This window comes from Streptomyces sp. NBC_00377 (assembly GCF_036075115.1).
Taxonomy (GTDB): domain Bacteria; phylum Actinomycetota; class Actinomycetes; order Streptomycetales; family Streptomycetaceae; genus Streptomyces.
The window spans coordinates 5,486,531-5,510,990 of sequence record NZ_CP107958.1; the positions used below are offsets into that span (position 1 = coordinate 5,486,531).

Annotated in this window: 18 protein-coding genes; 9 read left to right on the forward strand and 9 right to left on the reverse strand. The window is 72.3% G+C overall.

Going from position 1 to position 24,460, the window contains the following annotated elements; all coding sequences use genetic code 11:
• Window positions 1-71: 71 nt before the first annotated feature.
• Window positions 72-1,118: a glycosyltransferase family 2 protein gene (locus OHS71_RS24615; RefSeq protein WP_328481515.1), complete on the forward strand. Its 1,047-nt coding sequence runs from the start codon at window positions 72-74 to the stop codon at window positions 1,116-1,118.
• A gap of 36 nt (window positions 1,119-1,154) precedes the next feature.
• Here the strand turns inward: OHS71_RS24615 and OHS71_RS24620 are convergent, their stop codons facing one another.
• From OHS71_RS24620 to OHS71_RS24635, 4 genes are all read right to left on the reverse strand, one after another.
• Window positions 1,155-2,732, reverse strand: a complete 1,578-nt coding sequence (locus OHS71_RS24620) for an LCP family protein (RefSeq protein WP_328481516.1) — start codon at window positions 2,730-2,732, stop codon at window positions 1,155-1,157.
• 132 nt (window positions 2,733-2,864) lie between these two features.
• Complete coding sequence (locus OHS71_RS24625; RefSeq protein ID WP_328481517.1) at window positions 2,865-4,640, reverse strand: LCP family protein; 1,776 nt, start codon at window positions 4,638-4,640, stop codon at window positions 2,865-2,867.
• Between the two features lie 243 nt (window positions 4,641-4,883).
• Window positions 4,884-6,116, reverse strand: coding sequence for an LCP family protein (locus OHS71_RS24630; protein WP_328481518.1), 1,233 nt, complete (start codon window positions 6,114-6,116; stop codon window positions 4,884-4,886).
• Window positions 6,117-6,651: 535 nt separating this feature from the next.
• A complete protein-coding gene (locus OHS71_RS24635) occupies window positions 6,652-7,410 on the reverse strand; it encodes a TIGR03089 family protein (RefSeq protein ID WP_328481519.1) in 759 nt (252 codons plus the stop codon).
• A gap of 139 nt (window positions 7,411-7,549) precedes the next feature.
• Here OHS71_RS24635 and OHS71_RS24640 point away from each other — a divergent pair, with 139 nt between their 5' ends.
• Window positions 7,550-9,148, forward strand: coding sequence for a peptidoglycan recognition protein family protein (locus tag OHS71_RS24640; protein WP_328481520.1), 1,599 nt, complete (start codon window positions 7,550-7,552; stop codon window positions 9,146-9,148).
• Window positions 9,149-9,376: 228 nt separating this feature from the next.
• A complete protein-coding gene (locus OHS71_RS24645) occupies window positions 9,377-10,459 on the forward strand; it encodes an NDP-sugar synthase (protein WP_328481521.1) in 1,083 nt (360 codons plus the stop codon).
• Between the two features lie 103 nt (window positions 10,460-10,562).
• Here OHS71_RS24645 and OHS71_RS24650 read toward each other — a convergent pair whose 3' ends face one another.
• The 4 genes from OHS71_RS24650 to OHS71_RS24665 all read right to left on the reverse strand — a co-directional run bounded on the left by OHS71_RS24650 (window position 10,563) and on the right by OHS71_RS24665 (window position 14,567).
• Window positions 10,563-11,567, reverse strand: coding sequence for a DNA-3-methyladenine glycosylase family protein (locus OHS71_RS24650; protein WP_328481522.1), 1,005 nt, complete (start codon window positions 11,565-11,567; stop codon window positions 10,563-10,565).
• A 101-nt stretch (window positions 11,568-11,668) separates the two neighbouring features.
• Complete coding sequence (locus OHS71_RS24655) at window positions 11,669-13,009, reverse strand: coenzyme F420-0:L-glutamate ligase (protein ID WP_328481523.1); 1,341 nt, start codon at window positions 13,007-13,009, stop codon at window positions 11,669-11,671.
• Entirely contained in the window at window positions 13,006-13,965 is a 960-nt protein-coding gene (gene cofD, locus OHS71_RS24660; protein WP_328481524.1) for a 2-phospho-L-lactate transferase, read from the reverse strand. The genes OHS71_RS24655 and cofD overlap by 4 nt, the downstream gene beginning before the upstream one ends.
• 5 nt (window positions 13,966-13,970) lie before the next feature.
• Window positions 13,971-14,567, reverse strand: coding sequence for a cysteine dioxygenase (locus tag OHS71_RS24665; RefSeq protein WP_328481525.1), 597 nt, complete (start codon window positions 14,565-14,567; stop codon window positions 13,971-13,973).
• Between the two features lie 731 nt (window positions 14,568-15,298).
• Here OHS71_RS24665 and OHS71_RS24670 point away from each other — a divergent pair.
• The 3 genes from OHS71_RS24670 to OHS71_RS24680 all read left to right on the forward strand — a co-directional run bounded on the left by OHS71_RS24670 (window position 15,299) and on the right by OHS71_RS24680 (window position 21,094).
• Window positions 15,299-15,568 (forward strand): WhiB family transcriptional regulator, encoded by a 270-nt coding sequence (locus OHS71_RS24670; protein WP_020128551.1) that lies wholly within the window; start codon window positions 15,299-15,301, stop codon window positions 15,566-15,568.
• A 259-nt stretch (window positions 15,569-15,827) separates the two neighbouring features.
• On the forward strand, window positions 15,828-19,523 hold the full coding sequence (locus OHS71_RS24675; protein WP_328481526.1) for a glycosyltransferase family 2 protein: 3,696 nt from the start codon (window positions 15,828-15,830) through the stop codon (window positions 19,521-19,523).
• On the forward strand, window positions 19,520-21,094 hold the full coding sequence (locus OHS71_RS24680) for a DUF5719 family protein (protein WP_328481527.1): 1,575 nt from the start codon (window positions 19,520-19,522) through the stop codon (window positions 21,092-21,094). The genes OHS71_RS24675 and OHS71_RS24680 overlap by 4 nt, the downstream gene beginning before the upstream one ends.
• 85 nt (window positions 21,095-21,179) lie before the next feature.
• Here OHS71_RS24680 and OHS71_RS24685 read toward each other — a convergent pair whose 3' ends face one another.
• Entirely contained in the window at window positions 21,180-21,632 is a 453-nt protein-coding gene (locus OHS71_RS24685) for a metallopeptidase family protein (RefSeq protein WP_328484628.1), read from the reverse strand.
• Window positions 21,633-21,927: 295 nt separating this feature from the next.
• Here OHS71_RS24685 and OHS71_RS24690 point away from each other — a divergent pair, with 295 nt between their 5' ends.
• The 3 genes from OHS71_RS24690 (at window position 21,928) to OHS71_RS24700 (ending at window position 24,412) form a co-directional block, all read left to right on the forward strand.
• Window positions 21,928-22,350, forward strand: coding sequence for a DUF3499 domain-containing protein (locus tag OHS71_RS24690; RefSeq protein ID WP_328481528.1), 423 nt, complete (start codon window positions 21,928-21,930; stop codon window positions 22,348-22,350).
• A 237-nt stretch (window positions 22,351-22,587) separates the two neighbouring features.
• The gene (locus OHS71_RS24695; RefSeq protein ID WP_328481529.1) at window positions 22,588-23,952 is read left to right on the forward strand and encodes a phosphomannomutase/phosphoglucomutase; all 1,365 of its coding nucleotides are present in this window, start codon (window positions 22,588-22,590) and stop codon (window positions 23,950-23,952) included.
• A gap of 289 nt (window positions 23,953-24,241) precedes the next feature.
• Window positions 24,242-24,412 (forward strand): Trm112 family protein, encoded by a 171-nt coding sequence (locus OHS71_RS24700; RefSeq protein WP_328481530.1) that lies wholly within the window; start codon window positions 24,242-24,244, stop codon window positions 24,410-24,412.
• The last annotated feature ends 48 nt before the right edge of the window (window positions 24,413-24,460 follow it).

A 24,460-nucleotide genomic window follows, 5' to 3' on the forward strand; every position in this document is an offset into this window, starting at 1 on the left:
GATCGGCCGACCGGTGCAGCGCACCCGGCGGGGCGGGCCGTGTCCCCCGTTCGCGGTAACGTGAACCCCCTATGAACGCCAAGCCCGACGTGCAGCTCCCCGCCGTGTCCGTCATCATGCCCGTCCTCGACGAGGAGCGGCATCTGCGCGGAGCCGTCCAAGCGATCCTCGCGCAGGAGTACGCCGGCGAGATGGAGGTCGTGATCGCCATCGGTCCGTCCACGGACCGTACGGAAGAGATCGCGGCCGAGCTCGTCGCCGAGACGGCCTCCGGCCGGAACAAGCGCGTGCACACCGTCCCCAATCCCACCGGGCGCACGCCCGCCGCGCTCAACGCCGCGATCAAGGCCTCCCGCCATCCGATCGTCGTCCGCGTCGACGGGCACGGGATGCTCTCGCCGAACTACATCGCCACCGCCGTGCGTCTCCTGGAGGAGACCGGCGCGCAGAACGTCGGCGGCATCATGCACGCCGAGGGCGAGACCGACTGGGAGCACGCGGTGGCCGCGGCCATGACCTCGAAGATCGGGGTGGGCAACGCGGCCTTCCACACGGGAGGGCAGGCCGGCCCGGCGGAGACCGTGTACCTCGGCGTCTTCCGGCGGGCGGCGCTGGAACAACAGGGCGGCTACAACGAGGAGTTCGTCCGCGCCCAGGACTGGGAGCTGAACTTCCGCATCAGGGAGGCGGGCGGCCTCATCTGGTTCTCGCCCGAGCTCAAGGTGTCGTACCGGCCGCGGCCCAGCGTCAGGGCGCTCGCCAAGCAGTACAAGGACTACGGGCGCTGGCGGCACGTCGTCGCCCGCTACCACGAGGGCTCCATCAACCTGCGCTACCTCGCCCCGCCGACCGCGGTGTGCGCGATAGCCGCCGGGATCGTGGTGGGCGCCGCGCTGACCCCGCTGGGCTTCGTGATCCCCGGCGCCTACCTCGCGGCGATCGTCGCCGGTTCGCTGCCGGCCGGCAAGGGGCTGCCGGCGAAGGCACGGCTACAGATCCCCGTGGCCCTCGCCACCATGCACATGTCGTGGGGGTTCGGCTTCCTGACCAGTCCGAAGGCGCTGGCCAGGAAGGTCATCGCGTCGAGGCGCCCCGCGGTCCTCAGCGACGCGCGCTGAGCACCGCGAGACGCGGCGAGCACCCCGGGACCCGGGCTACCAGGTGTAGTTCGGGTCCACGTGCATGCACTGGGTGGTGTCGGACGCGTTGATCGCCTCGGCCGTGTCGGGCGTCTTGTCGTCCTTGACCGGCGCCTTGTACGCCGTATCCGACCGCCAGTCCGCGCCCACCACGACCGTGACCCCGGAGACCTCGGTGGTCCTCTTCACCTGACCTGCCGGGATGCCGAGGGCCTTGGCCACCGCCAGGGCGTCGCCCTGGAGGTCGGCGCTCGGGTAGCGGACCACCGTGGCCGCCACGGCCGTGGCCGGCGAGGTGTCCGCGACCGCCTCGGTGAAGCCCTTGCCGGTCAGGAGCTCCTTCACCGCCGTCGCCCGTCCCCGCACTGCCGCCAGCACGCTCGTGGACGTCCCGTTGTGCACCTGCACCGCGATCCTGTCGTTCGCGGCGGCCGGGTCCGTGACCGTCGGCGAGGGGCTGGCGGTGGCCTTCTTGGCGTCCTTGCCGTCCAGGGCGATGTCCTCGCGCACCAGGCGGAACAGCTGCTTGGCGTCCTCCGTCGGCACCACCCGGCTGCCCTGGTAGCGGTTGGGCATCGTCGTCATCGTGATGCGGTCGGTGGGCACCTTCTGGAGCTCGCCCGCGAGGTCGTACATCTTCGTGATGGTGTCGAGGCCGTCGTCGACGGTGATCGCCTTCGTCGCCGCCTCGGCGAGCTTGCGCAGCTTGTTGGGGCTGGTCAGCTTGGCGCTGGCGCGCAGCTCGCGGACCATCGAGTTCATGTACTGGTGCTGCGCCTTGGCGCGGGCCAGGTCGGTGTCGTCCTCGAAGCCGTAACGGGTGCGCAGCCACTGGAGGGCCTGCTTGCCCTTGACGGAGTGCGTGCCCTCCTCCAGCTTCAGGCCGGAGCCCTTGCCGGTGCTGGTGTGCGAGTAGACGTTGGCGTCCACGCAGACCGGGACGCCGCCGATCGCGTCCGCCATGGAGACGACACCCGCGAAGTCGATCATCATGAAGTGGTCGATGTGGATGTCCGTGAGCTTCTCCCACGTGGCCACCGTGCAGCCCGGGCCGCCGCGGCTGAGCGACGCGTTCGTCATCTCGCCCTGCAACGCCTTGTAGGTGGTCCCGTCGTCGGGGTCCGTGCACTTGGGGATGTCCAGCAGGGTGTCGCGCGGCATGCTCACCACCGACATGTTGCTGCGGTCCGCCGATATGTGCAGCAGCATCTGGACGTCCGCCAGCGGGGGGCCGCCGAAGTCGTACTTGGCGCCGCCGAGCTTCTGGTTCGCCGCGGTGTCACGGGCGTCCGAGCCGATCAGCAGGATGTTCAGCGCCGTCTGCCCGGCCGAGTTGGCCTTGGTGTCGGCCGCCCGGTCCTTGTCGTCGCCGATGTTCAGGTCGTCGTGCTTGATGTTCGAGTTGAGGTGTTCGTAGTAGAGGTATCCGGCCCCCGCGCCGCCGAGTATGACCACCGCGAGCACCGTCGCCGACCAGCGCAACGCGCGTCGACGTCGGCGTCTGCGATCCGGGCCGCGGCCCGCGCCGCGCCCCCCGCCGCGTCTGCCGCCCCCCTCGGACGCGCTCTCTTCTTCCCGCGTCGTCAAGGACATCGTGTCCTCGACCGCGGGAACCTCTCTCCGCACCCCGCTGTTCCCCGCCAATTCCCCTGCCCCTCCCCGCCGTGCGCCTGACACGGGCCCGTCCCGCGTCAAGTCAGACGCTCGACGGGCCCGAAGGGTTACCTACTTGGCGCACTCGACCTTGTCCGCCGTGGACTTCTGGACCGTGTCCGGCACGGCGGTCGGAGCCGTGAGCGAAACGCCCGCGCCCTTGAAGTCCTTGCCCAGCGTCAACGTCATCGTCGGCAGACCCTGGGAGTTCTCGACGCTCTTGCCCGGCTTCAGCGCGGTCCCGGGCAGCCCCATGATGGCGGCGAGCTTGCGTGCCTGGTCGGCCTGGTCGGGCGCGTACTCGAGCGTGGTCCTGCTCAGCGCCGCGGGAGCGTTGCCCGCGTTCTCGGACTTCGTCACGCCCTCATCATTCTGCAGCCAGCTAAGAGTCTCCTGTGCGCTGCCGGCCGGGGCGCCGCCGTTCATGACCTGCACCCGCACCGCGGAGGCGGCCGACTGGGCGCCCTTGAGACGAGCCGCAGCGGCCGCGGCCGCCGCGTCCTTCGAAGCCGCCGCCTGCTGCTTCACCGCGGTGAAGGAGACGTCGTCCTTGATCATCTGGAAGACGGTGGGCGCCGTCGACGTGTTCACGACGACCGTGGCCTTGACCTTCTCGGCCGGGTTGTCGACCACCGGCACGGTGGTGAAGGTCAGGTTCTTGACGTTGAGCTTGCCCAGCTCGAGGCCCAGGTCCTTCAGCTTGTCGATCTCGTCCAGCTTGCTGTCGACGGTGAGCGCCTTGGTGCCCGCCTCGGCCAGCTTGAGCATCTTGGTGGGGCTGGTGAGCGTGTCGTTCGACTTCAGCTTGCGCATCAGCGCGCTGAGGAACTGCTGCTGAAGAGCGATGCGGCTCAGGTCGCCGCCGAAGCCGACGGAGTGCCGGGTGCGCACGAAGGCCAGCGCCTGCTCACCCTCGATGGTGTGCGTGCCCTTCGACAGCTTCAGATGCGAGTCCTCGTCGTCGATGTCCTTGCCCAGGCACACCTCGACACCGCCGACCGCCGTGGTCAGCGTCTTGACCGCGTTGAAGTCGGCGACCATGAAGTTGTCGGCCTGGATCCCGGTCAGCTCGGTGACCGTGCGCACGGTGCAGCTGGGCGTGCGGCCGTCCTGCCCGAGGCTGGTGTTGAAGCGGACGTTGTCCGTGCCCGGGATGACCTTGGACGAACCGTCCTCCTGCTCGGTCCGGCAGTTCGGGACGTTCACGATCAGGTCGCGCGGGATGCTGAGCGCGGTCGCGTTCGTCCGGTCCTTGGAGACGTGCAGCAGGATCGTGGTGTCCGCGTGGCCCACGCTGCCGGAGTCGCCGTAGCCCTCGTTGCCCGAACCGGTGCGCTTGTCGGTGCCGATCACCAGCAGGTTGATCGCCTTGTCCTTGCTGAACCCACCGGTGCTCGCGCCGTCGTCGGAGACGGACGTGATGTTGCCGTTGAGGTGCTCGATGTAGAGGTAGGCCGCACCGGCGGTGCCCACCAGGACGAAAGCCATGATCCCGCCGGTCCACAGCAGGATCTTCTTCACCTTCGACTTCTTCTTCACCGGCCGGCGCCCACGCCGGTTCGCCGGTTCCTCCGCCGGCGTGCCTCTGCGACGGCGCGACGAAGGGGCCTCCGGGCCCGGCGCCTCCTCGGACGACGACGAAGGCGACTGCCGACCCGCCGCCGTACGGCCGCGCGCCTCGCCTCCTCCGCCCCGGGGCCGACCGGAGTCGCCCCTACGAGGCCCGGGCACCGCCGATTGCGGTGCGGAAGGAGTCAGTCGCAGTTCGTATTCGCCGGTGTTCGGATTGAGCACCCACTGGTCTGCGGGGTCGATGTTGTCCGCCCGCCCACGGCCTTGCGCGTCCACGGTTGTCCGAATCCTCCGTCGGGGCCACGCGGCGCCTTTCCCCCCTCAAGGCGCTCGGGTCTCGGTCACTCGGTGCGCGACCCCAGGAGAGACCTCGCGGCCGGGTGCACCGGATCGCTCACACTATCCGCCCTGTTCGGCGTGAAGCGACGGCCGTGACAAATTCCACGCCCCTACAACCGGGCAATCCGACCTATTTCTTTGAACTTGTGTTCGCCGTAAGGGCTCGGCTTGGCAAGCGCTTTACCCGCAGTCGTCCTCGGCGGCGGTGGTCCCGCGGAACGTGGGAGCGGGCGGAGTGGGCGAAACCGCACCGGAAGCCGCACGTCCGGCGGCCCTCGACAGGAACGGACCGTAGTCGGCCGACTCCGCAGGGGCCGAGTTCGTGGGAATTCTCTTAGAAACCCTCACCGGCGCGTCGGTGCGCAGCCGTTCGAACAGTTTCTCCGCCTCGGGCTCCACGAGTTGGTCGCGATTGGCGTCGTAGAGGTACGACTCCCGTGGAACGGTCAGGAATTGCACATGTTCGGCAGGAATGTCCCGCAGTCCGCGCACGAGTTCGTAGAGTCCGCGCAGACTCGCCAGATCCGGATCGGTGGTGAGCGAGGACGTCGCCGCGTCCAGCACCGGATACAGCTTCACCGGGTTCAGCAGGACGTCATTGCTCTGCACCTTGTTGACGAGCGCACCGAGGAACCGTTGCTGCCGGTCCATCCGGTCGGTGTCGCTGCCGTTCCCGAGGGATTTGCGGACCCGGACGTATCCGAGCGCCTGCTCCCCGTCGAGCGTGACCTTCCCGGCGGGCAGCCGCAGTCCGGCGTCCTTGTCGTCGATCGGCTTCTTCAGACACACCTCCACCCCGTCCACGGCGTCGACCATGTCCTTGAAGCCGCTGAAGTCGACCACCACGTGATGGTCGATCCGCACCCCCGTCAGCTTCTCCACCGTCCGGATCGTGCAGGCCGAACCCCCGGTCTGGAAAGCGGAGTTGAACATCGCGAACATCGGCTCCGTCCGCTTCCCGTCCGGCCGCAGACAGCCCGGCACGTCCACCATCAGATCGCGCGGGACGGAGACGGCGGTGGCGCTGTGCCGTCCGGCCGCCAGATGCAGCAGGATCGTCGTGTCCGACCGCTCGGTCCCGGAGTCCCGCCCGTACTTCCGGTTGCCGTCCCCCGACCGCGAGTCGGACCCGATGAGCAGGACGTTCTGCGCGTCCTTCACCAACGAGGTCGGCCGCTCCTTCGCATACCGCGCGAGCTCCGCCGCGGCCGCGTCGTCGGGCGTGATGTTCCCGTCGAGCTTCGCGTAGACGACCCACCCCGTCACCCCGGTCGCCAGCACGACCACACCCACCGCCCCGGCCCCGTACCGCAGCCACCGCCGCCGGCGCCGGCGTATGAGACCCCGCCCGTCGGCGGACGCGCCCACCCCCGGCCCGAGGAGGGGCCCGCCCGGACCCGCCGCTTTCCTCACGTCCGATCCACCCCTCCCGCTTCCGGGTCCCGCTCCGGCCGTACGAGCGTGCAGAGCTGCTCCTACGACGATGCCCCGAACCCCGGCCCGAGGCCGGACGGAGCTGAGCCGAACGAGTGAGGGGCCCTGCCGGGCGGCGGACGCGACGGGGTGAGCCGGCTGTCCGGTGCCTTGTGGGCGGGGTGGGCCCAGCGGGCTGCGGTGTCCGCGGGTGGCATGGGCGCAGCGCGTTGCGGTGTCCGGGGGTCTGCGGGCGCGACAGGCTCAGCGGGCTGCGGTGCCGGATGGGCGGGGAGCGTGAACCCGGCTGTCCGGCGCCTGGTGGGCGCCAGTGCGCGAAGTCATCCGGTCCGGGATCTTCCCCCGGGGGAGTCGGGGACGAGAACCTTTCGCAGCCGCAGCCGCAGCCGCAGCCGCAGCCGCAGCGGGGGGCTGGGGCGGCAGCCCCGCGACGCCGACACCCGACCGGGCGCCATTCCTGCCGCCCGCCCGGACGGCTGCCGCCCGCCCGGACGGCTATCGCCGGCCCGGACGGCTACCGTGCGGTCGCCGTCACCCGCTCGCTCTCCACCCGCCTGGCGACAGCCTCCTCGTCGGCCTCCGCCAGGTTCCGGCACAGCACCACGGACCCCCCGCTCGCCAGCGGCGCGTACAGCCCGGCGGCGAGCCCCTCCCATGTGTCGTACGGCAGCCCCGACAGCAGCCGGGACCCGGGCCCCGTGAGCCCCAGTCCCGCCGCCGACGCGCGCGCCCGTTCCACGATCTCCGCCCCCGTGTACTCCGCCCCGGCCACGATCAGTGCGGGCTCCTCGGGGCCCACGGGAACGTACGGCGCGAAACGGTCCCCGAACGTCGGGACGTTCACGGCGTAGTCCTCGTACCCCTCGGGAGGACCCGGCACGAACCGTCGCCCGAGCGGCGCAAGCGACAGCGCGTACCGCTCGCCCCGGCACGCCAGCCCCGCCTCGAAGTGCCCGGGTCCGGCGACGACGACATCCGCGCGCGCCGGGTCCCCGGCCACGTCCGCGACGACACCCACCGACGAACACGCCAGCAGCCACACCGCCGTCTGCCAGTGCGCGGGCAGCAGCAGCGCGACCCGGTCGCCGGGCTCGGCGGACAGCCCGTCCTGAAGGAGGTTGGCGGTCTTGGCCACCCAGTTGGCGAAGGTGGCCACGGACAATTCGACCCGTTCGCCTGTGGCGTCGTCGTAGAAGGTCACCAAGGGGCGTGCGGGATCCGTGGCGAGCGCGGAACGCAGCAGGTCGGCAGGGGTGCGGTCGGTGGCAGTCACCCGCGCAAGCGTACGCGCCGCCGCTGTCGCCCCATCGCTCCGCGGGCCCTCGCGGCGCCACCGGTTCGGCGGAACGGGCCCGACGGCCCGTCAACTCACCGATGGACAGAAATGTATGACTATGACCAGGATCGTTGGCATGCGTGGATTGCTTGCTTCCTCGATCGGCGTCACCTGCGCGGCGGCACTCGCCCTCCCGCTGACGCCTCCCGCCAACGCGGCGACGGCGCGACCGGCGCCGGCCGCAGAGGCGGCGCCCACCGGGACGACCAGGGCCGCCGGCCCCGACACCCCGACCGCCCCCCGCCTCCCCGACCGACCGGACAGCTCCGCTGTCCCCGACTCCGCTGTCCCCGACCTCCCCGACCTTCCTGGCAGCACCCAGTCGCTGCCCCTCACCGCTCTCACCGGCAGCCGAACCCTGGGCGGCGCTGTCGCCGAACAGGGGCTCACCCGCCGGGACGTACGCCGCTTCTCCCTCCTCGGAGTCGTCTGGGACGACCCGGCCGCGGAGCTCCACGGCCGCGTCCAGGTCCGCACCCGTCCGTCCGGCACCGGCGCCTGGTCCGGCTGGCAGGACGTCGAGACCCACAACGCCGACCACGGCGCCGACCCCGGGACTCCCGAGAGCGCCTCGGGCCGGGTGCGCGGTGCCACGGCCCCGCTGTGGGTGGGTGATTCCGACGGCGTCGAGATCCGCGTCCACCCCGACACCGAACTCCGTACGGAGGAGACGGCCCGGGGTCCCCGCACCTCCTCGACCATCTCCCCGCTCCCCACCGGACTCCGGCTGGAACTCGTCGACCCGGGATCGGCGCCCCCCGAGCACGCCCCCGCGGGCCCGCCGCACAACCGGGCGCTGACCACCGGGTCCCGTCCGGCGGACGCCCCGGAAGCGGCCGGCGCGGCCGAGGCGCCCGCGGGCGCGGAGGCCGCGGACGGCGCCGAGCCCGTCGCCATGAACGCCAAGCCCGCGGCCATGACCGCCGAGGCGACCGCGGCCTCCGCCGCCAACGCGCAGCTCGCCCCGCTCGGCGCCACGGAGATCCCCTCCCTGGACCGCCGGGGCACCGAGCGCGAGCTCCTCGCCCTGCGGGGGCAGGAACTGACGGCGGCCCAGCGGGTGAAGCCGTACATCGGCCCGCGCCCGAGCATCGTCACGCGTCGCGGCTGGGGCGCCGACGAGAACCTGCGCGAGAGGGCGTTCGCCTACACGACGACGGTCAAGGCGGCCTTCGTGCACCACACGGCCTCGGGCAACAGCTACAAGTGCTCGCAGGCCCCGTCCGTCATCCGTGGCATCTACCGCTACCACGTGAAGAGCATGGGCTGGCGCGACATCGGCTACAACTTCCTCGTCGACAAGTGCGGGAAGATCTACGAGGGCCGCGCCGGGGGAGTGGCGAAGCCCGTCATGGGCGCCCACACCCTCGGGTTCAACACCAACAGCATGGGGATCGCCGTCCTCGGCACGTTCACCTCCGCCAAGCCGAACACCGCCACGGTCAACGCCATCGCGAGCCTGACGGCATGGAAGCTCGGCCTCTTCGGGGCGAATCCGAAAGGAACGACATACCTGAAGTCGGGAGGTGGCAATCTCTACGGAAAGGGAAAGAACGTGCGACTGAACGTGATCTCGGGTCACCGGGACGGGTTCGCCACGGAATGCCCGGGCAAGCAGCTCTACGGCAAGCTCGGCTCGGCCCGCTCGACCGCGGCGCGCTACCAGGGGCGCTGAGGGGGATCCGGTTCGGGAGCCCCGGGGCCTGGGGAGCCCCGGCGGCCGCACGCCCCCGTACGGCCGGAGCGCACATCCAGATGGGGGCACATTCAGCAGCCGTCGGGGGGACAGTCTCCCGGGACTGGGACGGAACGCCAACGGCCTGGAATTCGCAACACAACGGTCTGCATACACTGGCCGGTCGAATGACAGTTCGGCCGGTCCCGGCAGGAAGCAGAGACGACGGTGACAGAAGCGATCCTCCTGGTCGGCGGCAAGGGCACCCGGCTGCGCCCACTCACGGTGCACACGCCCAAACCCATGGTCAGGGCGGCGGGGGTGCCGTTCCTCACGCATCAACTGGCGAGGGCGAAGGCGGCGGGAGTCGACCACATCGTCCTCGCGACGAGCTATCTGGCGGAGGTCTTCGAACCGTACTTCGGTGACGGTTCGGCACTGGGCCTGCACATCGAGTACGTCACGGAGGACGAACCCCTCGGCACGGGCGGCGCGATCCGCAACGTGGCGTCCCGGCTGCGCTCGGGCCCCGACGACCCGGTCCTGGTCTTCAACGGCGACATCCTCACCGGCCTGGACATCGGCAGACTGGTGGCCACCCACGAGACGACCGGGGCGGACGTCTCCCTGCACCTGACGAAGGTGACGGACCCGAGGGCCTACGGACTCGTCCCCACGGACGGCACGGGCAAGGTCCTGGCGTTCCTGGAGAAGCCGCAGACGCCGGAGGAGATCGTCACCGACCAGATCAACGCGGGAGCGTACGTCTTCCGTCGCTCGGTCATCGACACGATCCCGCAGGGCCGTGCGGTGTCCGTGGAGCGTGAGACGTTCCCCGACCTCCTGTCGGCCGGAGCCCACCTCCAGGGCATGGTCGACTCGACGTACTGGCTGGACCTCGGCACCCCGGCGGCCTTCGTACGGGGCTCGGCGGACCTGGTCCTCGGCCGGGCCCCGTCGCCCGCGGTCCCCGGCCGCTGCGGCGACCGCCTGGTCCTCCCGACGGCCATGGTCGCCCCCGACGCCAAGCTGACGGGCGGCACGGTGGTGGGCGAGGGCGCGTTCGTGGCGGAGGGCGCGAGGGTCTTCGGCTCGACGATCCTGCCCGGCGCCGTCATCGAACCGGGCGCCGTCATCACCGACTCCCTCATCGGCGCCCGGGCGCGCGTGGGCGAACGCTCCGTGCTCACCGGCACGGTCATCGGCGACGGCGCGATCGTCGGCCCCGACAACGAACTCCGCGACGGCGCGAGGGTGTGGTGCGACGCGAGAATCCCGGCGGGCGCGGTGCGGTTCTCCTCGGACCAGTAGCGGGAGCCTCCCGGGGCAGGAGGTCACCTACGGCAGGAGGGCACCTGCGGTGAGGGCGGCGGGCACGGAGTTCCCCCGCTCCCACCGCTCGCCGCGCTGCCCCTCACCACTTCCCGATGTCTCCCCGAGGCATCTTCGGCGCCCGTCGGGCCGGCACCCGGCCACTCAACAGGATCAGCCGGGCCGCCCGGTGCCGCTGTCCCGCGTACGGCTCCAGCAACTCCAGCATCACCGAGTCATCGGCGTCCCGGTCCCCGGCCAGCGCCCATCCCACGATCCCCGGCAGATGCAGATCCCCCACGGTCACCGCGTCCGCCGCCCCATGGCTGCGCTGCACGGTCTCCGCGGACGTCCACGGCCCGATCCCCGGCACGACCTCCAACCGGGCCTGCGCCTGCGCCGGAGCCATCCCCATCGCCTCCTCCAGCCGGCCGGCCACGCGGACGGCCCGCAGGATCGTCGACGCCCGCTTGTTGTCGACCCCCGCCCGATGCCACTCCCAGGACGGGATCAGCGCCCACGTCCGGGGCGCCGGCATCACCCACAGCCGTCCGCCCGCCGCGGGCCCCGGCGCGGGCTCCCCGAACTTGCGCACCAGCAGGCGCCAGGCCCGGTACGCCTCGTCGGCGGTGACCTTCTGCTCCAGCACGGAAGGGATCAACGACTCCAGCACCAGCCCGGTCCGCGTCAGCCTGAGCCCCGGCCGCCGGTGGCGCGCCGTCGCCACGACGCGATGCCGGGGCACGAACGCCTCCGGCGAGTCCGCGGCCCCGAGCATTTCGGGCACCTGCTCCAGCAGCCACTGCGCCCCCGGCCCCCACGCCTGCGCGTGCACCGCGTCGCCGGCCACGGCCACGCGCAGCGTCCCCGGCCCGGCGGGGGTCAGACTGGCCCGCCACACGGACCCGTCCGGCATCGCCCGGAACGTCGGGTCGCCGGGCCCACGTCTGAGCGGCCCGAGCACCAGTCCGAGATCGAGCGGCCCTTCGGGCACCCAGTTCCGTACCCGCCCCGGCGCCGACGCCTGGCGCGGCACCCCCGCGGGCACGGCGACATGCCCGCCGCGCACGGTGGTGCGGGTGGGCCGGGGGGAGAACCGTCCTGACACGAATGAAGTCCCGGGTGGAGAGAGAACGCCGCTACGGGAGTCGCAGGAGCGCCGCGAGAGTCGAAGGGCTGCTACGAGAGTAGGCGCACCCCGGCCACAGGTCACCGCACCTCGACGAAGTCCCCCACCTCCCGCTCGGCGCGGGCCCGGGGCTCCTCGGCCGCGTGCCCCACCGCCACCGCTCCCATCGGATCCCAGCCCTGCGGCAGTCCCAGCACCTCCCGTACCACGTCCCGGCAGAACATCGTCGACGACACCCACGCGGACCCCAGCCGCTCCCCGGCCAGCGCGACCAGGAAGTTCTGCACACCGGCTCCGGCCGCGACCACGAACATCTCCCGCTCGGCCGCGTCCCGCCGCGCGTCGCCGTAGGTGTGCGAGCCGTCCATCACCAGACACGGCACCACCAGATACGGCGCGTGCCGCAGGACGTCTCCCCTGCGCACCCGCTTGGCGACGGACTCCTCCGACTTCCCGTCCCGCCGCAGATCCGCGATCCACGCGTCCCGCATGGCGTCCAGCAGCCGGGTCCTCGACTCCGCCGACTCCAGCAGCACGAACCGCCACGGTGTCGTGTGGTGCGGGGCAGGCGCCGTGACGGCCGCCGCCACCGCCCGCCGTACCGCGCCGGGGTCGACCGGCTCGCCGGTGAACGACCGCACGGTCCGGCGCTGCGTGACGGCCAGCCGCACCGCCTCGGACGTCCCGAGCCGGAACATGTCGTCGCGCGCACCGCGCACCATGACCCGCGCCCCGGCGGGACCGCTCCCGTCGGCCCCCTCGGCCTCATCGTGCCGGGCCACGACGAGGTGACCGAGCCCACGCACCACGGCCACGGGCAGCCCGGCGGCCTTCCCCTTCACGAGGTCCCCGGCGGCGGCCAGCTCGTCCGCCGTGGCGACCACCGTCGCGCTCAGCGGATTGCCGTGCGCGTCCTCGCCCCCGCGCAGGTCGTCCAGCACCCGGACCCCGGCGGCCCCGATCGCCACGTCGGTGAGCCCGGCGCGCCAGGGCCGCCCGAACGTGTCGGTGACGACGACCCCTACGTCGACACCGAGCGCGTCCCGCAGCCCGTCCCGGATCGTCCGCGCCGACGAGTCCGGGTCCTCGGGCAGCAACAGCACAGTCCCCGCAGGGGTGTTGGAGGCGTCGACCCCGGCGGCGGCCATGACGAGGCCCTGCCGGTTCTCGACGATCCGCAGCGCCCCGCGCCGGGCCACGACCCGTACGGTCTCGGCGTCGATCGCGGCCTCCCGGTCCTCCGCCCGGACGATCCGCCCCTCCGCCTTGGACACGATCTTCGAGGTGACGAGCAGGACGTCGCCGTCGGTCAGGCCCGGCTCGGCGGCCGCGATCAGTTTCGCGAGGTCGTCCCCGCTGCGGATCTCGGGCAGCCCGGTCACGGCCCACACCCGGTAACCGGGTTCGAGTGAGGCGCTCATACCCCGCGCACCTCCTCCGCCAGCGCCAGCGCCTCCCGGGCCATCCGCGTGGTGGCGTCGAGGTCGCTCATCATCAGCGGGACGGCCCGGCAGCGGATTCCGGCCGCCTCCACCCGCTCCACCGTGCCCGCGTCCACCGTGTCCACGAGCCAGCCGTCCAGGAGACCCGAGCCGTAGTGCTCGGCCACCGCCGCGGCCGTCGACTCCACGCCGACCGCCGCGAGCACCTTGTCGGCCATGCCGCGCACGGGCGCGTCCCCGACGATGGGGGACAGGCCCACCACCGGCACGCCGGCCTCGGCGATCGCCTCGCGGATGCCCGGCACGGCGAGGATCGTGCCGACCGAGACGATCGGGTTGGACGGCGGGAAGAGGATCACGTCCGCCGCCGCGACGGCCTCCAGGACCCCCGGCGCCGGCTTCGCCTGCTCGGCGCCCACCGGCACCACCGCCTCCGCCGGCACCGCCGCCCGCAGCCGCACCCAGTACTCCTGGAAGTGGACGGCCTTGCGCTCTCCGTCCACCTCGACCGCGACATGGGTCTCCACCCGGTCGTCGGTCATCGGGATGAGCCGGACCCCCGGCTTCCACCGGTCGCACAGCGCCTCGGTCACCGCGCTCAGCGGGTACCCGGCGCCGATCATCTGCGTCCGCACGATGTGCGTGGCGAAGTCCCGGTCGCCCAGCCCGAACCAGCCGGGCCCGGCGCCGTACGCCGCGAGCTCCTCCTTCAGGTGGAAGGTCTCGTCGGCCCGCCCCCAGCCCTGTTCCTCGTTGATGCCGCCGCCGAGCGTGTACATCACCGTGTCGAGGTCCGGGCAGACCTTCAGCCCGAAGAGGTGGATGTCGTCGCCGGTGTTGCCGATGACCGTGATGTCCGCGTCCGGCACGGCCTGCTTCAGACCGCGCAGGAACCGGGCACCGCCGATGCCGCCTGCCAGAACCACAATGCGCATGGAAGTCAGTCTCGCAGGCGGCCACGAGGGTCCGTCGGCCGGTTGTGGACAACCACCCGCCTGTGGAAATCCGGGCCACCCCCGGGCGCCGTGCAGGCCAGGGGGGTCACGCCGGTCGCCGCGGAGGACCGGAGCCGGGACTCCGGGTGCATGGGCATCTCCGTCAGCCCCGGGAAGTACACGTGCAGGCTCACGGCCGGCTCCAGCGCGTCGTTGACGACGTCGTGCGCGTATCCCGGCGCGAAGACCCGCTGCGCCCCGGCGCCGAGCACCCGCGTGCCGCGCTCGGTGCGCTCGGTCAGCTCGCCGTCCAGGACGGTGAGCACCCCGCAGGAGCGGCCGTGGTCGTGCAGCCCGCTGCCCTGGCCCGGCACCCAGGACAGCAGCCACACCTCGTAGCCGGGGCCGGTGCGCAGCCGGTGGTACCAGCGGGTCGTCGCGTCGTACCGGACGAGGTGCTCCCACTGGGCACGGTCGGCGGCGATCGAGCGGGCCAGGCCGACGAACTCGGCGACGGTGGCCGGGTGCTCGCGCGGTGCCTGGAGGAGGTGCGGGACTTCGAGGATGTCGCCGGCGATCTGGAGGTCGCTGTCGCTGTTCATGGGTGCGGTGGTTCCTCGGCGGAAGAGGCGGAAGGAGGGGGCTGGGTGTCACGTACCGTCCGCCCGGATCACGGGAGGAGCGTGGGCGCCCTGATGTGGGCCGGGGGGAACAGCAGCCGAGCCGCGTGGACTCAGGAGGAGCAGCCGGAGCGCGTTGGGCTCAACAGCTGGAACAACGACAGCGACAACAGCTACAGCGAGCGCGGGCAGCACCGTGGGACCCGGCGGAGCCGGTCGAGGTGAGTGCCAAGTTCGCGAGCATGCCCACAAGCACAGCGGTTCACACTCTCACTGTCAACTCGCCGCCCGGTATGTGGGACCTGGTTCACCTCATTCGGTTCATCTGTGAGGTGAAAGGTTTGTGCACGGGGGTAGCGGGACACATGGCGCTCATGCCGGGCGCGCAAGCCTCATGGCGATCCCGTGATCCGACTGTGATCAGGTTCGCTTCCGCGTGCGTGCCGCAACGGGATCGCACCTTTGGGCGTCCTTCCCTGTAGAGGCGCTGTGCGGGGCCGGTGGCCCCCCAGGGCTTCATCTGCTTGTCAAGGTTTATGGCGATTTGAACACTTACCGCATGGCCTTGGTTCCGCAGAGTGAATAAGGGGCCCAATAGCAGATCTCGGCTTGACTCGCCCGGAGCAGCACACTTGTAATTTCACTCGTGTCGTTCAGCCGAAATCGGTAACGGCCACGTCACGGGGACGCGAAAGACAGAGCGAGGGGCGCACATGACCGAGCTGGTGCAGCAACTGCTGGTCGACGTCGACGACGCGGACGAGGAACTCGGCTGGCAGGAGCGCGCGCTGTGCGCCCAGACCGATCCCGAGTCCTTCTTCCCCGAGAAGGGCGGCTCCACCCGCGAGGCGAAGAAGGTCTGCCTCGCCTGTGAGGTCCGCTCCGAATGCCTGGAGTACGCCCTGGCCAACGACGAGCGCTTCGGCATCTGGGGCGGCCTGTCCGAGCGGGAGCGCCGCCGGCTGAAGAAGGCGGCGGTCTGACCACCGCCCGCTTCGGCAGGCACACAGGCATCGCGGCATCGCAGTACACAGACACAGGGTCCGAACGGCCCGTCGCACGTGGGTCGTCCACAGGCGGCGGGCCGTCGCCCGTCCCCCGCCCGGCCGCCGCCCCTCGTCGAGGCGCTGCGCGCCGCCCCTTCCGGTTCAGCCGATAGTGTGGGCGCTCGTCCGAGACACCCCGCCGCCCCACACGGCGCAGGCGTCCACCGCAGTCCACCGAACCGGGGCCCGTACCTCGATGTCCGTGCACAGCCACACGGCAGCCCAGCAAGACAGCGCTGCCACACCTGAGTTCCCGCGTCATGTAGTGACCGCGGTGATCGTCTCCCACGACGGTGCCCGCTGGCTGCCCGACGCGCTCGCCGGGCTGCTCGGCCAGGAGCGCCCCGTCCAGTCCGTCATGGCCGCCGACACCGGCAGCTCGGACGACTCCGCCCGCCTGCTCACCGAGGCTCTCGGCGACGACCGGGTCCTGCACCTCGCCCGGCGCACCGGATTCGGCCAGGCCGTCGAGGAGGCCAACCGGACGGCCCCCGTCCTCACCCCCGAGGAACTGCCGTACCTCAAGCGCCCCAGCGGCTGGGACCCCGTCACGCGCACGTGGCGCGACGACGCCTACGACCTGCCGGAGCTCCCGCACGGAGAACCCGTCCAGTGGCTGTGGCTGCTGCACGACGACAGCGCCCCCGAACCGGGCGCGCTGGCCGAACTGCTGCGCGTGGTCGACAACGAACTCGAACTGGGCCGTGACGACGTGGCCGTCGTCGGCCCCAAGCTCCGCGGCTGGTACGACCGCCGCCAGCTCCTCGAGGTCGGCGTCACCATCGCCCACTCCGGCCGCCGCTGGACCGGCCTGGACCGCCGCGAACAGGACCAGGGCCAGCACGACCACGTCCGGTCCGTGCTGTCCGTGTCCACCGCGGGCATGCTGATCCGCCGCGACGTCTTCGACCGGCTCGGCGGCTTCGACCGCCGCCTGCCCCTGATGCGCGACGACGTCGACCTGTGCTGGCGCGCGCAGGCCGCCGGTCACCGCGTCCTCATCGCCCCCGACGCCGTCGTACGCCACGCCGAGGCCGCCTCCCGCGAGCGCCGCGCCGTCGACTGCGCCGGCCGCACCAGCGCCTCCCCGCACAAGGTGGACAAGGCAGGCGCCACCTACACCCTCCTCGTCAACAGCCGCACCGCCCTGCTGCCCTGGGTCCTGGTGCGCCTCGTCCTCGGCACGCTGCTGCGGACCGTCGCCTACCTCGTCGGCAAGGTCCCCGGACAGGCCGTCGACGAGATCCGCGGCCTGCTGGGCACCCTGCTGCGGCCCGAGCGGATCATCGCCGGACGGCGCAGACGCGGGAAGCCCGCGGTCGACAAGGATGAACTGCGCCCCCTGTTCCCGCCACCGGGCGCGACCGTGCGTGCCACCGTCGAACAGGTCGCGGGCGACTTCTTCGGCTCCTCCGACCCCGAGGCCACCTCCGGCGCGGGCCGGCACGGCGGCGCCGTCGAGTCCGGACCCGGCGGCGACGACGCCGACTTCCTGGAGATCGAGCAGTTCGCCCGCCTCAAGCGCATCGCCCGCAAGCCCGGCCCGGTGCTCTTCCTGGTCCTGCTGCTGGTCTCCCTGGTCGCCTGCCGCAACCTGCTCGGCGGCGGCGCGCTCGCGGGCGGCGCCCTGCTGCCCGCTCCGGCCGACGCCTCCGAGCTGTGGTCGCGCTACCTCGACGCCTGGCATCCGACCGGCGTGGGCGGCACCCCGTCGGCCCCGCCCTACCTCGCGGTCATCGCAGCACTGGCCACCCTGCTGTTCGGCTCGACCGGCCTCGCCCTCACCCTGCTGCTCGTCTGCTCGGTGCCGCTGGCCGGCCTCACCGCCTACTTCGCCTCCCGCCCGCTCGTCGAGTCACGGCTCCTGCGGGCCTGGGCGGCCGTCGTCTACGCCTTCCTGCCCGCCGCCACCGGCGCCCTCGCCGGCGGCCGGGTCGGCACCGCCGTCCTGGCCGTCCTGCTGCCGCTCATCGCCCGCGCGGGCGTCGCCGCGAGCGGCCTCACGCACGCGTCCGGTGCCCGCGGCAGCTGGCGCGCCACCTGGGCGTACGCCCTGCTGCTGACGATCGCCACCGCGTTCACCCCGATCGTCTGGCCCCTCGCACTCGTCCTCGGCCTCGCGGTCCTGGCCGTGCGCCGCCGCGAGATCACCGCCTACGGCCCGCGCTTCCTGGCCCAGCTGGGCACACCCCTGCTGATCCTCGCCCCCTGGTCGCTGTCCCTGCTGCCGTTCGGCTTCTTCACCCAGGCCGGCCTCGACTACGGCCCCTCGACCGCCACCGCGCTCGACCTGCTCGGCGCCAGCCCCGGCGGCCCCGGCACCGTCGACGGCCTGATGCTCATCGGCATCGTGCTGGCCGCCCTGGCCGCACTGCTGCGCTCCGAACGCCACTTCGGCGTCTGGGCGGCCTGGGCGGTCGCCCTGGTGGGACTCGTCTTCGCGGTGCTGTCCAACAACTCCACCTGGGCCGGACCCGCCACCCTTGTCTACGGCATCGCCCTCCTCGCCGCCGCCGTCATCGGCGCCGACGGGGCACGCACGCGTGTCGCCGAGCAGAGCTTCGGCTGGCGCCAGCCCGTGGCCGCCCTCATCGCCTTCGCCTCCGCCGCCGGCCCGCTGCTCGTCGCCGCCGGCTGGATGATCGGCGGCGCGGACGGCCCCCTGGAGCGCCGCGACCCCGTCCAGGTGCCCGCGTTCGTCGCCGAGGAGGCCGGCAACCGCGACCAGGCCCGCACCCTCGTCCTCGACAGCGACTCCGCCGCCCACGTCGGCTACATGCTGGTGCGCGGCTCCGGCGCCCGCCTCGGCGACGCGGAACTCGCCGCGGCCGACGGCGAGAACAAGCAGCTCGACAAGATCGTCGCCAATCTCGTCGCCGGCTCCGGCGCCGACCAGGCGGACCAGCTCGGCAGGTTCGCCGTGGGCTACGTCCTCGTCCACAAGGGCGCGCCCCGCGAGGTCACCCGGGTCCTGGACGCCACACCCGGCCTGAAGCGCCTCAGCCAGCAGGACGGCAGCGCCCTGTGGCGGGTCGACCAGGAGGTCTCCCGCGCGGCCGTCGTCGCCGGCTCCGGCAAGGGCACGGCAACTCCGGTCGCCGCGGGCCCCGTCGACATCCACACCACCCTTCCCGGCGGCTCCGGAAGCCGCGTCCTGCGCCTCGCCGACGCCGCCGCCGAAGGCTGGACGGCCACCCTCGACGGCAAGCCCCTCACCCCCACCACCGTCGACGGCTGGGCCCAGGGCTTCGAACTCCCCTCCTCCGGCGGGAAACTGGACGTCACCTACGACGACCCGTTCACCCACACCGCCTGGCTGTGGGCGCAGGGCCTCCTCGCCCTGGTCCTGGTCGTCCTCGCCCTTCCCGGCCGCCGCCGCGACGTCGACGACGACCTTCCCGAGGAGGAGCCGGTCCCGGACCGGGCGACCGAGGGCGAGGGCCGCCGCGCCCGCCGCCTGCGCGCCCAGGCAGAGGCCGAGGCGGAGTCCGGGTCCGGGTCCGAAGACCCGGACCCCGACGAGGACTTCCCGTCGCAGTTCCCGTCCCCCGCGCAGGAAGGCGTCCAGGCCGCGGTTCCGCAGCAGCAGCCGTACGGCGAGTGGGAGCAGGCGGGCCATCCGGGCGCCGGTTACGCGGGCGAGCAGTACCAGGGCGCCCAGCAGTACCCGGCGGGCGGCTACGACCAGCAGGGCTACGACCCCTACCAGGCGGGCCAGTACGACCCGTACGCCTATGACGGCCAGGCACAGCAGGCGCCGTACGACCAGACCTACCAGCAGCAGGGCTACGACCCGTCGGCCTACGGCCAGGGCGGCTACGACCCCGCCTACGACCCGGACCGGCACGCCCACGGCACCGGCAGCGAGCGCCCCGACGGGAGCCAGCAGTGAACCGCACCACCCTGTCCCTGATCGCCGGCACGGCCGCGCTCGCCGCGGTCACCGGGTTCGCCACGCTCAACCGGCCCGACGCGTCCGCACCGGACACCGCCAAGGCGGCCGCGGAACTGCCCGTGGAGCGCACGAGGCTGCTCTGCCCCTCGCCCAGCACCTCGGACCTCGCCGAGACGTCGTACACGTCCTTCACACCCGTGACCAAGGGCACCGGCGGCGCCGGCACGGCCGAACTCCTGGCGGCGGCCACCCAGGACTCGGCGGACGACCCGTCCGACAAGACCGGCGACAAGACCGATGACAAGACCGACGACAAGGCCACCGGCAAGACGTCCGGCAAGACGTCCGACAAGGCCGACGGCAAGAAGAAGGCGGCCAAACCGGTCCTCACGCCCAAGGCGCCCGGCGCCCCGGCCGTCGGCGACACCACCGGCAGCTCGACGCCCGCACTGCTGGGCACCGCCGAGGGGAAGTTCGCCCCGGGCTGGACCGTCCAGGAGACCACCGAGGTCGCCGCAGGCAGCGGCCGCGGCCTCCAGGGCGTCACCTGCACCGCGCCGGACACCGAGTTCTGGTTCCCCGGGGTCAGCACCGCCGCCGACCGCACGGACTACGTCCACCTCACCAACCCGGACGACTCCGCCGCGGTCGCCGACATCGAGCTCTACGGCAAGGACGGCGCCCTCCCGACCACGGTGGGGGAGGGCATCACGATCCCGGCGCACTCCAGCGAGCCGATCCTGCTGTCCACGCTCACCGGCGAGAAGCAGGAGGACCTCACCGTCCACGTCAACGTCCGCAGCGGCCGCGTGGGGGCCGCCGTCCAGGCCCTGGACGAGAAACTCGGCGGGGACTGGCTGGCCGCCTCCACCGAACCGTCGGGCACCCAGATCCTCCCGGGCATCCCCAAGGACGCCACGGCCGTCCGCCTCATCGCCTACGCACCGGGGGACGCGGACGCGGACCTGAAACTCCAACTCGCCTCCCCCTCCGGTCTGATCACCCCCGCTGGACACGAGACGCTGCACGTCAAGGCGGGCATGACGGCCTCGGTCGACCTGGGTGACGTCACGCGCGGAGAGGCCGGCTCACTGGTGCTGACGCCGACGGACGGGTCGGTGCCCTTCGTCGCGGCCGTACGGGTGCTGCGCGGCAAGGGCGCCAAGCAGGAGTCGGCGTTCATCAGCGCGACCGCCCCGGTCGGCACGCGCGCGTCCGCCGCGGACAACAGCGCCAAGGGCTCCACCCTCTCCCTGACCGCCCCCAAGGGCACTGCCAAGGTCAAGGTCACCGCGTCCGCCGGCAGCGGCGGAGGCACGGCCGTGTCCAGGACGTACACGGTCCGGGCAGGCACCACCCAGGACGTCGAACTCCCTGTCCCGACCGGCCTGAAGGGCACCTACGCGCTCACCGTGGAACCCCTCACGGACACCCCGGTCTACGCCGCCCGCACCCTGGCGGCCACCGAGGAGGGCGTCCCGGGCTTCACCGTCCAGACCCTGCCGGACGACCGGGGCACGGTCGCGGTGCCGGAGGCCGACGAGAACGTCGCGGTCTTGCAGAAGTAGCTGCCGCAGTAGCCCGAACGGGCGGTTCGGGCCCCCGTGAGAGGGACGCGGGAGCACGGGGGAGCCGGGTCTGCGGAGCCGGCTCTCAGTCCTCCCCGTAGCGCGGATCCACCGTCTCGGGGGTCAGTCCCAGCAGCTCCGCGACCTGCTCCACGACCACCTCGTGCACCAGGGCGCCCCGCTCGTCGCGGCCCTTGGTGCGGATCTCGACCGGCCGCCGGTAGACGACGACCCGAGCCCGCCGTCCCTCGCGCGCGGGCATCGTCCCGCCCAGCGGAACCGCCTCGTCGTTCCACGGCTCCGACGTCGCGTCCAGACGCGGCACCTCGAGCACCAGGAAGTCGATGTCGGCGAGCTGCGGCCACCGCCGCTCGAGCCGCTCCACGGAGTCCTGCACGAGGTCCGAGAACACATCGGCGCGGCTGGCAGCCAACGGAACCTGCGGAGGCGCGATCGGTCCTCGCATGCCCCGGCCGTGACGGTCGCGACGACGGGGTCCGGGGCCTGCGCCGGCGGGAGGCGGTACGGGGGTCTCCATCACCACTGAAGCGTAGTCCCCGACCCCACCGGCGCCCCGCCCCGCCCAGCGCCCCCAGGGCGCCACCGACCGCCGTGCCCCGCATGTCGCGGGATGACCATTCCAGCCAAGGTTGGGCTCGATTCCGTATCTCTCCGGGACCGGCGAACTCATCGCAATTGATGCCGTTTGTGTCGAGTGGTGACCACGAGCTCCTGGCTTCCTCTGTCCAATGACTGGTGTTCGTGCAGGTCAGCGGGGTATGACTGGAGAAGCGCGTGGGGCGTTTCACAACCCGACACGGTGGAGTGACCTGGTGGAGAGTCGTCGCGGCCCGCTCAAGAGTGCGGTACCGTCCAACGTCGTGAGCCCTGTACGTCGCTGTTCGCGAACTGCCTGCGGCCGGCCCGCCGTCGCGACGCTGACGTACGTCTACGCCGACTCGACCGCGGTCCTCGGCCCGCTCGCCACCTACGCGGAACCCCACTGCTACGACCTGTGCGCCGAGCACTCCGAGCGCCTCACCGCCCCGCGCGGCTGGGAGGTCGTCCGGCTCCTCGACAGCTCCGCTCCCGCGCGTCCCAGCGGTGACGACCTGGAAGCGCTTGCCAACGCGGTCCGCGAGGCCGCCCGCCCCCAGGGTCGCGCGGCCGGGGCCGGCGGCGGACGTACTGTGGCGGACCCCATGGAGGTCGCGCGCCGCGGCCACCTGCGGGTACTGCGCTCGCCCGACAACTGAGCCGGCTCCCGCCCGCCCGTTCGCACAGCCGGAGGCCCACCCGTCGCACGGCGTCGCCGCCACACGGCCGGACACGGCCGCTCCCCTCGGTCGGCAAGCGCGCAACCGCCCCGCCTCGGACGACGGCACGCGTCGGCAGCACGGTCACATTCGTTGGTCCACTCGGCGGCCCCACCGCTCACGGTGAGCGAGCCCGGGTAGTTTGTGGTGACCTACAGGACCTCAGGAAGGCTGGCCGTGGCTGCTGATCTGTCACAGATCGTGAAGGCGTACGACGTACGCGGGGTGGTCCCGGACCAGTGGGACGAGTCCACGGCCGAGCTGTTCGGCGCCGCCTTCGCCCAGGTGACCGGCGCCGAGGCCATCGTCGTCGGCCACGACATGCGGCCCTCCTCGCCCGGCCTGACCGGCGCCTTCGCCCGGGGTGCGGCGGCGCTCGGCGTGCACGTCACCCAGATCGGTCTCTGCTCCACCGACCAGCTGTACTACGCCTCGGGCGCGCTCGGCCTGCCCGGCGCCATGTTCACCGCCTCCCACAACCCCGCCCGGTACAACGGCATCAAGCTGTGCCGCGCGGGCGCCGCCCCCATCGGCCAGGACACGGGCCTGACGGAGATCCGCGCACTGGTGGAACGCTGGACGGACTCGGGCGCCCCCGCACCGGCCCCGGTTCCGGGAACCGTCACCACCGCCGACACGCTGAAGGACTACGCGGCGCACCTGCGCGCACTCGTCGACCTGGCGTCCATCCGCCCCCTGAAGGTCGTCGTCGACGCGGGCAACGGCATGGGCGGCCACACCGTTCCCACGGTCTTCGACGGTCTGCCGCTGACGCTCGTCCCCCTGTACTTCGAGCTGGACGGCACCTTCCCCAACCACGAGGCCAACCCCCTGGACCCGGCCAACCTCGTGGACCTCCAGAAGCGGGTCCGCGAGGAGTCCGCCGACCTCGGTCTCGCCTTCGACGGCGACGCCGACCGCTGTTTCGTCGTCGACGAGCGGGGCGAGCCGGTGCCCCCGTCCGCGATCACGGCCCTGGTGGCCGTACGTGAACTCGCTCGCAACGGCGGAGAGGGCACGATCATCCACAACCTGATCACGTCCTGGACCGTCCCCGAGGTGGTGAAGGAGCACGGCGGTACCTGCGTCCGCACCCGCGTCGGCCACTCCTTCATCAAGGCGGAGATGGCCCGCTCCGGCGCGATCTTCGGCGGCGAGCACTCCGCGCACTACTACTTCAAGGACTTCTGGAACGCCGACACGGGCATGCTGGCCGCCCTCCACGTCCTCGCGGCCCTCGGCGGACAGCCGAGCCCTCTCTCCGCCCTGGTCGCCGAGTACGACCGCTACACCGGCTCGGGCGAGATCAACTCCACGGTCGCCGACCAGGCCGGCCGCATCGCCGCGATCAAGGCGGCCTACGGCAACCGCGAGGACGTCACCCTGGACGAACTCGACGGCCTGACCGTCTCGTCCACCGACTGGTGGTTCAACGTCCGCCCTTCCAACACGGAACCCCTCCTCCGCCTCAACGCGGAAGCCCGAGACGAACCGACGATGGCCAAGATCCGCGACGAGGCCCTGGCCCTCATCCGAGCCTGACCCCCCGGGGACCCCCGGCCCGGAAGACCGCGGGGGAGCCCGGACCAGCCGCTGAGCAGGGCACCGGGACGCACAGCGCTCCCCACCCCGCGCGGGGAGCGCAACCCACAGACATCCGCGGGGCCGGGGAAGAACGGGGGACCCGGCCGGCCGGGGAACGGGGAGCCCGGAAAGTCGGCGTGGTGAGGCCCGGCAGGTGTCCATGCGCATGCCACAGGAGACGCCTTCGCCCCAACCCCACCAGCGGTACCCTGACCAGGCACATCCGAACACCCCGAAGGGACACCCCATGCCGCTCGAAGCCGGCCTCCTGGAGATCCTCGCCTGCCCCGCCTGTCACTCCCCCCTCGAGGAGCAGGACACGGAGCTGATCTGCACGGGCAAGGACTGCGGCCTGGCATACCCCGTCCGCGACGGCATCCCCGTCCTGCTCGTCGACGAGGCACGCCACCCCGCGTAACGCGCACCGCGCCACCGCACCCGGCGCGAGCCCAGCCACGCCCCGCCC